The 9,105-nt window shown below is 40.6% G+C and carries 10 protein-coding genes; 6 read left to right on the forward strand and 4 right to left on the reverse strand.

Annotated elements, in window-relative coordinates; translation table 11 throughout:
* Positions 1 to 266 precede the first annotated feature (266 nt).
* Positions 267 to 1,328, forward strand: a complete 1,062-nt coding sequence (locus C9J34_RS20300; protein ID WP_107841992.1) for a 3'-5' exonuclease — start codon at positions 267 to 269, stop codon at positions 1,326 to 1,328.
* Between the two features lie 16 nt (positions 1,329 to 1,344).
* Positions 1,345 to 2,172 carry a type II pantothenate kinase gene (gene coaW / locus C9J34_RS20305; protein WP_107841993.1) on the forward strand — a complete coding sequence of 276 codons (828 nt, stop codon included), beginning with the start codon at positions 1,345 to 1,347 and terminating at the stop codon, positions 2,170 to 2,172.
* A gap of 140 nt (positions 2,173 to 2,312) precedes the next feature.
* On the opposite strand, the gene C9J34_RS20310 is transcribed toward coaW, so the two are convergent.
* Positions 2,313 to 3,524, reverse strand: coding sequence for a chromate transporter (locus C9J34_RS20310; protein WP_107841994.1), 1,212 nt, complete (start codon positions 3,522 to 3,524; stop codon positions 2,313 to 2,315).
* Positions 3,525 to 3,624: 100 nt separating this feature from the next.
* On the reverse strand, positions 3,625 to 4,023 hold the full coding sequence (locus C9J34_RS20315) for a ribonuclease HI family protein (protein WP_107841995.1): 399 nt from the start codon (positions 4,021 to 4,023) through the stop codon (positions 3,625 to 3,627).
* Between the two features lie 110 nt (positions 4,024 to 4,133).
* On the opposite strand from C9J34_RS20315, the gene C9J34_RS20320 reads away from it, so the two are divergent.
* Positions 4,134 to 4,325: a zinc-finger domain-containing protein gene (locus C9J34_RS20320; RefSeq protein ID WP_107841996.1), complete on the forward strand. Its 192-nt coding sequence runs from the start codon at positions 4,134 to 4,136 to the stop codon at positions 4,323 to 4,325.
* A gap of 32 nt (positions 4,326 to 4,357) precedes the next feature.
* Here C9J34_RS20320 and C9J34_RS20325 read toward each other — a convergent pair whose 3' ends face one another.
* Positions 4,358 to 5,326 carry a YecA family protein gene (locus tag C9J34_RS20325; protein ID WP_107841997.1) on the reverse strand — a complete coding sequence of 323 codons (969 nt, stop codon included), beginning with the start codon at positions 5,324 to 5,326 and terminating at the stop codon, positions 4,358 to 4,360.
* Between the two features lie 399 nt (positions 5,327 to 5,725).
* Positions 5,726 to 6,625, reverse strand: coding sequence for a DMT family transporter (locus C9J34_RS20330; protein WP_107842001.1), 900 nt, complete (start codon positions 6,623 to 6,625; stop codon positions 5,726 to 5,728).
* A 204-nt stretch (positions 6,626 to 6,829) separates the two neighbouring features.
* Here C9J34_RS20330 and C9J34_RS20335 point away from each other — a divergent pair, with 204 nt between their 5' ends.
* The 3 genes from C9J34_RS20335 to C9J34_RS20345 are packed head-to-tail and all read left to right on the forward strand — an operon-like array spanning position 6,830 to position 8,894.
* Positions 6,830 to 7,711, forward strand: a complete 882-nt coding sequence (locus C9J34_RS20335; RefSeq protein ID WP_107841998.1) for a LysR family transcriptional regulator — start codon at positions 6,830 to 6,832, stop codon at positions 7,709 to 7,711.
* A gap of 24 nt (positions 7,712 to 7,735) precedes the next feature.
* Complete coding sequence (locus C9J34_RS20340) at positions 7,736 to 8,419, forward strand: phosphopantothenoylcysteine decarboxylase domain-containing protein (protein ID WP_107841999.1); 684 nt, start codon at positions 7,736 to 7,738, stop codon at positions 8,417 to 8,419.
* On the forward strand, positions 8,409 to 8,894 hold the full coding sequence (locus tag C9J34_RS20345; RefSeq protein WP_107842000.1) for a YbaK/EbsC family protein: 486 nt from the start codon (positions 8,409 to 8,411) through the stop codon (positions 8,892 to 8,894). Before C9J34_RS20340 ends, C9J34_RS20345 begins: the two co-directional genes overlap by 11 nt.
* Positions 8,895 to 9,105: the final 211 nt, after the last annotated feature.

Genomic DNA, 9,105 nt, shown 5'->3' on the forward strand with positions numbered 1-9,105 from the left:
CGGAGCAAAACTCATCTGCCGCTGTCACTTCGTTTTCGCGCAAAACCCATCTGCTGCTGTCACTTTGTTTTCGTGCAAAAACCATCTGCACCTGTCGCTTCGCTTTCGGTGTAATAAACATTGTTACTATGCTTTCCGTAAAAAACATTGTTAATACAGGATAAAATAGTAATTGCTGAAATCATTATTTTCATTCGAGGGGGGTTTTCCTCACTACTAATCTAAGTTAGAATAGTAGAAGCAATACAACAATGGTAGGTGGCTAAATGACACGTGAGACAACGTACATATTTATCGATATTGAGGCTGCGCTCATTCGGGGACGACAATACATTATTGAAATTGGTGCGGTGAAATGGCTACCGAATGGTATGCAAGAAACATTTACGCAGCTTGTTCAGCCTCATAAATTTAAAAAATTGAATTATCATATTCAAAAACTAACAGGTATTACAACAGAGGAGCTTTTAACGGCTCCCTCTTTTAAAGAAGCGATTCAAAAATTTCAGCAATGGTGTGACCAAGATTATGTGCTGTTTACATTTGGAGAATTTGATCGCAAAGTGCTAGAAGAGGAAATGGATCGCAATCGTTTGCGCAGTGATTTTTTATTTCCAATGGTCGATTATCAGCAAAAATATATGATTGCCCATGGCTTGCGTGAGCAGCCAAGCTTACAAAAATTAATGGCTGAGTTAAACTTGGAGGCAAGCACACAGCATCGAGCTTTAGCGGATGCCGAGAGCCTTCAGCAAATTTTTGCGAAGACGAATGGGGAAGCATTAATGGAAGGGCAGCAAACGAATGATATGCTGATGCTCTTTACCTATTCACGTCAGCTTGAAACAACGTTTGATATTATCGTCTCTTATGTAAGCTGTAAAGTGCAGCAGGATTGTATTGAGATTGTGGAGCAGATGACGCATCGTGAACATTTGCCTTTCTCGATTCAGGAAAAAGAGCAAGTAAGCGCAGAGGGCGAGTCCTATATGAAGCAAATCATTAAAATGCAACCTTCTCATAAGCTGCAAAAAACACTGCAGGTAGTGAGCGCACAATCTGTCGGCAAGGTGATTTTAACTTATGCGGGTTTAAAATCTATTTCGAAGTGGATGCGTCTGCATCAATGTACAATGCCAAAAACAGAAAATATGAAGTGGCAAAGCTTATTGAAGGAAGAGGAGCTTGCAATTGAAAAATTAATCGAAGTACCAACAGTGAAAGCGTACGAAGAAAATATTTGTCAATTACTAAAAAAATATGAATATGTCATTATTGAGGAGTATAGAAAGCGCAATCTATTCCCGAAAGAGGTAGTCGGCATATAGTTTAAAGGGGATTTTTATAGTGAAATCGATCGGAATCGATGCAGGGGGAACATTAACGAAAATCGCTTATATGAATGAGCAGGATCAGTTAATACTAGAAAGCTTCCCATCGAATGATTTACAACTTGTCAAAGAGTGGTTAAAGCAACATCCGAATGTGGAGGAAATCGGGCTCACAGGTGGGCGCACAGAGCAGCTACGTGAGCAACTGGAAACGATGAAGGCAATCGAATATATCGTAGAGTTTGAGGCGACGTTAAAAGGTGTGCAATATTTACTTATGCGTGAAGGTCATCAAATTGACGATGCCATTATTACCAATATCGGTACAGGGACATCGATTCATTATATGAAAAATGACCACCATCTCCGCGTCGGTGGAACAGGTATTGGCGGTGGAACATTAGTCGGGCTTGCGGCTCTCTTGACAGGGCAGAGCGATTTTAATGAAATTAAGAAGCTTGCCTCAAAAGGTGTGCGCGAAAATATCGATTTGCTTGTGCGTGATATTTATCAAGGCATGGACACACCGATTGCGGGCGATTTAACAGCGAGTAACTTTGGCAAGGTCGGCATTACTGCAGCGGTGGAGCATCCACAGGAGGATGTTTTAGCAACTGTACAGGGACTTGTCGGTGAAGTGATTACAACACTCAGCATTCAATTCGCTGAGCAAAAGGAAACGGCTCATATCGTCTATATCGGTTCGACACTTGCAGATAATGCCGATTTACAAAAGGTTATTGCCAATTACACGACATTGAAAAAGCATGAGCCGATTTTTATACAGGACCGCGGCTTTGCAGGGGCAGTTGGCGCCTTGTTAAATGTAGGTCGAAAGTAGTGATTCGCCCGTAAGAAGCTGGAATTCGCACGAAAACATGTGTCTTTCGCACACAAGCGGTGCAAATTCGCACATAAGAACGAGAAAAGATGTTTGGAAAGTGGTAAGCGTCCTACTTTCAAAACATCTTTTTAAATGTCTTATAACAGCGACCATAATGTGCCAGCTAGCATGCCAGCTATGACAATCATCCACGGTGGTAGCTTAAAATAAGCTAACATACTAAAGAGTATGGCAGCACATGCGAAATCACTTGCTTCGATAATCGCACTAGTCCAAATTGGCTGGTAAAATGCTGCAATTAAAATACCCACTACAGCTGCATTGACGCCCATTAATGCGCCTTTCACTTTAGCGTTATGGCGTAAAGAATCCCAAAAAGGTAGTGTTCCTAAAATTAATAGAAAAGCGGGTAAAAAAATAGCAACTGTTGCGATGAAGCCACCTTTCCAGCCATTGATAACGGCTCCTAAATATGCTGCAAAGGTAAAGAGTGGACCTGGAACAGCTTGTGTGGCCCCGTATCCTGCAAGAAAGGCTTCTGCACTCACCCAATTCGTTGCAACAAATTCTCTTTCAAGTAATGGTAAGACGACATGACCACCGCCAAAGACGAGTGACCCCGCGCGATAAAAACGATCAAACATAGCAATCCATTGAATAGAAGTGGCCTCTCGCAAGAGTGGTAATAGCAATAATAAAGCAAAGAAAAAAGTTAAACAAATGACACCTAGTTTTTTTGAAATAGGAAAATGCACACTTGTATGATTTTCTTGAATCGTCTGCTTTTTATAAATGAAGTAACCAATCAACGCAGACAATAGAATGATGCTGATTTGAGCATAAATTGTTTGCCATAATAATGTGCCAACTAAAGCGCATAAGGCAATTATTTTTCGGTGTAAGTCGGGTGTTAAATTTTGTGCCATCCCTAAAATGGCGTGTGCAACGATTGCTACAGCTACCAATTTAAGACCGTGTATCCAGCCGGCCTCTCCAATACTTGCCCCTTGCAGAATCACTGCAAACATAATAAGGGCAATGACAGAAGGGAAGGTGAACCCAAGAAAGGATATGATGCCTCCTAATACACCGCCACGCGCAACACCAATGCCAATCCCAACTTGGCTGCTTGCAGGACCAGGAAGAAATTGCGCCAATGCTACTAAGTCAGCATAACTCTTTTCATCCATCCATTTTCTTCTACGAATATATTCCTCATGAAAATAGCCTAGATGTGCAATAGGGCCACCGAATGAGGTGAATCCTAACCTTGTTGAAACAATAAAAATCTCAAAGAGCGTTCGCAATGAGAGTTTGTCCTTTTTTTGCTTGCTGATTTGATTAGCCATCCATGTTTCTCCCTAATTCTAATATGAACAAAACTTACCATGATGACATGACAATGTTCTAGCGAATTCAAAGGAATTTACAAACTCTTTACATAGTTATTCATTTTGTTCTTTGCTTTTTTTGAATAGCCTCGCGTGCTAGGGCGTCTGCTGCACGATTTTCTTTTTCAGGAATCCATTTAATGAAAAATAGCTCAAAGTCCTCAATTAATGTCTGTGCTTGTGCTAAAAATGGCTTGAATTCTTCATTTTTCACATAAGATTTTTCAATAGAGGCAACGACAATTTTAGAGTCAGAGCGCAAAGAAATCAATGTGGCCCCAAGCTTTTTCGCCTCTTCTAAGCCGCGCACTAATGCGGTAAATTCCGCAATATGATTATTCGTTTCACCGATATATTCGCTTATTTGAAGATGGTGGCCTTCACCTTTTATAAACAGTCCAATCCCGCTCGGTCCCGGGTTGCCAGCGCTGGCGCCATCAATATAAATTTCTAACATGAAAACCCTCCTTATCATTCTCTATTATAAGCTGAAAACAACTAGCAATGGACAAAAGAATTTACTACACAGTATAATAAAGAAATGTGAAATTTAGAGGGGGAGCGGAAATGAATAAAGTATCTGTTATGCAAGAAATTGATTTTATTACGGATACGTACTGTGTCGACTGCCCTATTTTACGTGATTTGCGGCAAAAGCGTGGCAAGCCTGGTGCACATAAATTTTGTATAGAATCGTGTACGGTTGGTGAGCAGCTACAATTTTTAGGGCGAGAATTAATAAAGGTCAGTGATAAATGAAAAGGAGATAGCCGAGGCTACCTCCTTATTTTTTATGCAGTTGCGAGCTGATAAGCAAGCATATCTTGATAATATTTGTTGAGGGATGTAGCTGAGATGCCGAAATGTTCAGCGATTTCCTTTACCGTAAAGGACGCTTCAAATAGCGCACGCTCTTGACCGAAGCGAATTGCCCCAGCGGCGATTGCGGCCGCTTTGCGCGCTGCTGGCTGCTGCTCGATTAAATAATCCTCTACAACAGGAATTAATTGTGCTTCACTTAGTGCATGCTGCTGTAAAAATTGCTTAACTTGTGTCAGCACATCTGCTTCAAATGATGTAAATTCTTCGCCTGCATAGCCATTTTCCACAAGCATTTGCCAGAAGGCTAAATGATTGTCCGCTGCTTTTTCTACGCTTGGGTAGTCATTTGCAAACGCTTGGAAAACTTTTTCGTATTCGCTAGAGAAGAAAATAAGTGTAGAGACAGCGAGGAAATGTCCCGCTTGCTCCGATCCATCAGGCAATAAAAATGTAAAGATTTGCATGCCTTCAGGAATCGGCTTTTTGTTTTCACGACGAATTTGCACGCTTTCTTGCGTCAGCGCATGTGTCGCATGAATATACTGCTCATCTATATGAGAGATCGCACCGATAAACATCGCTGGCGACGTCCAATTTTCCAATAAGCGCACCGTTGCAGGGCGAACGGTTTTCTTGCTTACTTTCTTCAAATAGCCTGTCCAAATATCAGGTCGCATGTGGAAGAAAAATTCATCTAATGCTACAGCTTCAATTAGCTCTTTTTGTAGGTGATCTTGCAGCTTAGGGCTCCAAGCCTGTACAAGATCAATATATTGGCTGATATCTTTACGCTGTGGATATGTTTCATAAAAGCTTTGTAAAATCATTTCAACCTCTTCGTTAAACAATGAAGCAGAAGTGACTTGCGCTTTTCCTTCACAGCACTTTTTATATTTTTTACCGCTACCACAAAGGCATGGATCATTACGTCCAATCATATTTTTACACGTCCTTTATATATTGTTTCATTCATTACACTGATGTATCAATCCCGACGAGGGTTAAGCTAACTCAATCGAGACTGAGTCCCCTCTGATTTATACTACTTTTCTGGTATTCATACATACCTTCTTATAGTCATAGGGCTTGCTGAATCAAGTTAAAATCACATACTCTATCATACAGTGTGTTGTATTTCTTGAAAACTAATTATATATTTCGAACTGTCAGAATAAGGCGCGCCTATTAGATTGTATTCGCAGGGGGAGGGAAATAGAACAACATGATAGAAAAGTTGCAACCGAAAGGAGAACGTAGAATAAATTCTTGAAAACGTAGAATAAAACCAAAAAAACGGAGAATAAAAATAGAGGCTGTCTGAGATACAGCCTCTATTTTTAATATGAATTCTCTTCAACTGCTTGCTTGCGTACAAAGCGGAGCTGGTACAGTTGCTCTAACTGTGCGACGACATTGCCTGCTAAAATAAGAGCACCACCGATTAATAATTGCATCGTCACTACTTCGCTCAAGAAAAGAAGGGCAAAAATAGCTGCAAATATAGGCTCTAGTGAAAAAATTAAGCCTGTATGTGTAGGTGATGTATATTTTTGTGCAACGGATTGCCCGATAAAGCAAAAGGCGCTACAAATAATGCCGAGCCCAAGAATGGCAATCCAGCCAGATGTCGTTGTTGGGATTGTCGGTATTTCGAAAAACAAACAGAAAACAGCGCCGAAAATTCCAGCAAAGCCTAATTGATAAACGCCATAGGTAATTGAATCGACATTTTTGGTGAATTTGCTATTTAAAATTAAATAAATAGCGTAACAAACCGCGGCAATCGCCACTAAAATATCACCGATTTGGAACGACATTGATTCCTTCAACGTTAAAACGCATATGCCAATCATTGTCATAATGATGGCAAATGTAATAGCGCGTGAAGGAAGCTTTTTTTCTAATATGCTCACAAAAATCGGCACGAGCACGACCGTTAAGCTTAAAATAAAGCCTGCATTTGATGCGGAAGTCGTTTGCAAACCAAATAATGATAATGAAAAGACAACAAATAAAAGAAAGCCTTGAATACTTGCATAAAAAATCATTTGTTTGTTTATTTTCAACATTTTCTGATAAAAAATAAGTCCAGCTACTGCAAATGCAATGATGCACCTAAGTGCGACGATATTGTATGTTTCAAGCGCATCTAACCCCATGACCATGAACGTATAAGATAATCCCCAAAACATCGTCACAATCACCATTAATATATTTGCTTTACTTTGTATGCTCAAAACATTCACCCCATCCTCATCAAACAAAATTGCTATAGAAAACAATATAAACTGTGCTTTACGATTAGTAAAACGAATGTTTATAATAGGTAATATGAAAAACTTTCATGTATAAAAATAAGGCTGTCACTGCTTGTTTTAGAAGGAATATGACATGCCTTTTATTAAGTTAACAATATTTTTTGAGTATTGAAGGAGAGCATTATGAGCTTAGTCAAATATGAAATTTTAAATAAAGTGGCAGAGGTGCAAAGCTTTACAGAGGCAGCACAATTGTTAGGCTTAACGCAATCGGCTGTGAGCCATGCGGTGTCGAGCTTAGAAAAGGAATTTGGCTTCGCTCTAATTCATCGCAATCGCAATGGCGTTAAGCTAACAACAGAGGGGCAAACGATGCTTCTCGCCATGCGTCAAGTGTTGCAGGCAGAGGAGCTACTTCAGCAGGAGGCAGCGAAAATTGTTGGTGTGACGAAGGGGACGGTGCGTATCGGGCTGATTTCCAGTATTTCGACACAGTGGATGCCGAATATTATTCACTCCATTGACGATCAATACCCTGGTATAAAAATTGAGCTGCGCGAAGGCGATTATTATGAAATCGAGCAGTGGCTTATTAATGGGGAAATTGACTGTGGTTTTTTAAATCGAACGAGTTCCAAGCAATTTAATTTTATGCCATTGAAAAAAGATTATTTATTTTGTATCGTATCTTCGAAAAGTCACCTTTATAATAAAGAGGAGATTGATTTATTTGAAATTGCGCAGGAGCCGTTCATTATGCCTTCCTATCGAGGGATGAATGATGTGATTGCAACATTTGAGAAGCATCATATTAAGCCGAATATTCGCTTTGAGTTGTTTGATGATTGGGGCATTATGTCGATGGTTGGGCATCATGTCGGCGTGTCTATTTTACCGAAGCTAGTATTATCACAGCTACCGCCAAACGTTCGCGTCATTCCATTAAAACAGGAAAGCTTTAGAACGATTGGCTTAGCAACGAAGCAATCATTGTCACCAGCAGCGCAAAAATTTGTTGAAGTATTACAGCAATGGCTCGAGGAAAATGAAGAAGATTTAAAGTGAAGCGACAATTAAGGAGAGAGAAGCATGCTACAGGGGAAAAAAATCATCATTACAAGTGGGGGGACACTTGAAAAATGGGATCAAGTGCGCGGCCATACGAATTTATCGAAAGGCATTATGGGCTGCTATTTAGCAGAAGCTGCACTCGATTTAGGGGCGGAAGTAATTTATATGCACGGCTACTTCGCTAAATTGCCTGACCGTATTGCACAAATGCGAAAGATTGGCTTTGAAGGAATTGAAGACTTATCCGAAAAGCTGCAAACGCTTTTACAGGAGGAGCTAATTGATATCGTGATTATGGCGGTGGCAGGCTCGGATTGGGTTGTGGATCAAGTATTTGATCAAGCTGGGAATGCGTTGGAGGCTGGAGGGAAAATGTCATCGGATGAGCCGCCGACGATCCGTTTTAAAAAAGCGCCAAAAATATTGCCACAAATTAAAGGCTGGGCGCCTAATGTGACGTTAGTTGGTTTTAAGCTAGAAGCAACGACAGATCCGAACTATTTAATCGAGCGTGCAAAGCTGCGCATGCAAACATCAAAGGCGCAATATACTGTAGCAAATAGCTCAGCGTCACTGTATGGCAATGATGTGCTACATTTAATCGTGCGCCATGATGGACAAGTGACGGAGGCAAATGGCAAAAAACAAGCGAGTGAAAAGCTCATGGCATTATTGGCAGGAGGGGAAGCAAATGGCGAGTGAACATGTGCGTAGCTATTTTCAAACGCTTCAATACGAGGAGCATATTTTAACATTTTCTGAACAAACGGCGACGGTGGCGCAAGCGGCAAATGCTTTACAAGTCATTCCAGCGCGCATTGCGAAAACATTGTCGTTTTACGCGGCGGATGGCACGGCTTTTTTAGTCGTGGCAGCTGGTGATGCGAAAATTGATAATGCGGCGTTTAAGGCGGCTTTTCAAGTGAAAGCAAAAATGCTAAGCTCCGACGATGTGTTAAGCTATACAGGGCATCCAATCGGCGGCGTTTGCCCATTTGCATTGGCAACGAATATGCCTGTCTTTTTAGATATTTCTTTAAAACGCTTTCAAACGGTTTTCCCTGCTTGTGGCACAGCGAATTCAGCGATTGAATTAACGTGTTCAGAGTTAGAGCAGTTTTCAGATGCAAAAGATTGGGTCAATGTGTGCAAAGCTTGGGATGCCGAGCTGAAGTAAAGGGAATCAACAGGTTATTTGTAGAAAAATGAAAACCTGCTGATAAAGGGAAATTGGTCACAATGATGCCTTAGCCAAGAAATTGAAAAAGATGGTCGAGTTGTGGTACAAGTTTTTAAAATGGTGAATCAGATGTTCAAATTGTGTTAAAGGGGTAAGAAAGACTAACTATATAAAGTCAAGTAAGAAATGAAAAAATCTTTGAAAGTGA

It is taken from the genome of Metasolibacillus meyeri (assembly GCF_003049505.1).
Taxonomy (GTDB): Bacteria; Bacillota; Bacilli; order Bacillales_A; family Planococcaceae; genus Metasolibacillus; species Metasolibacillus meyeri.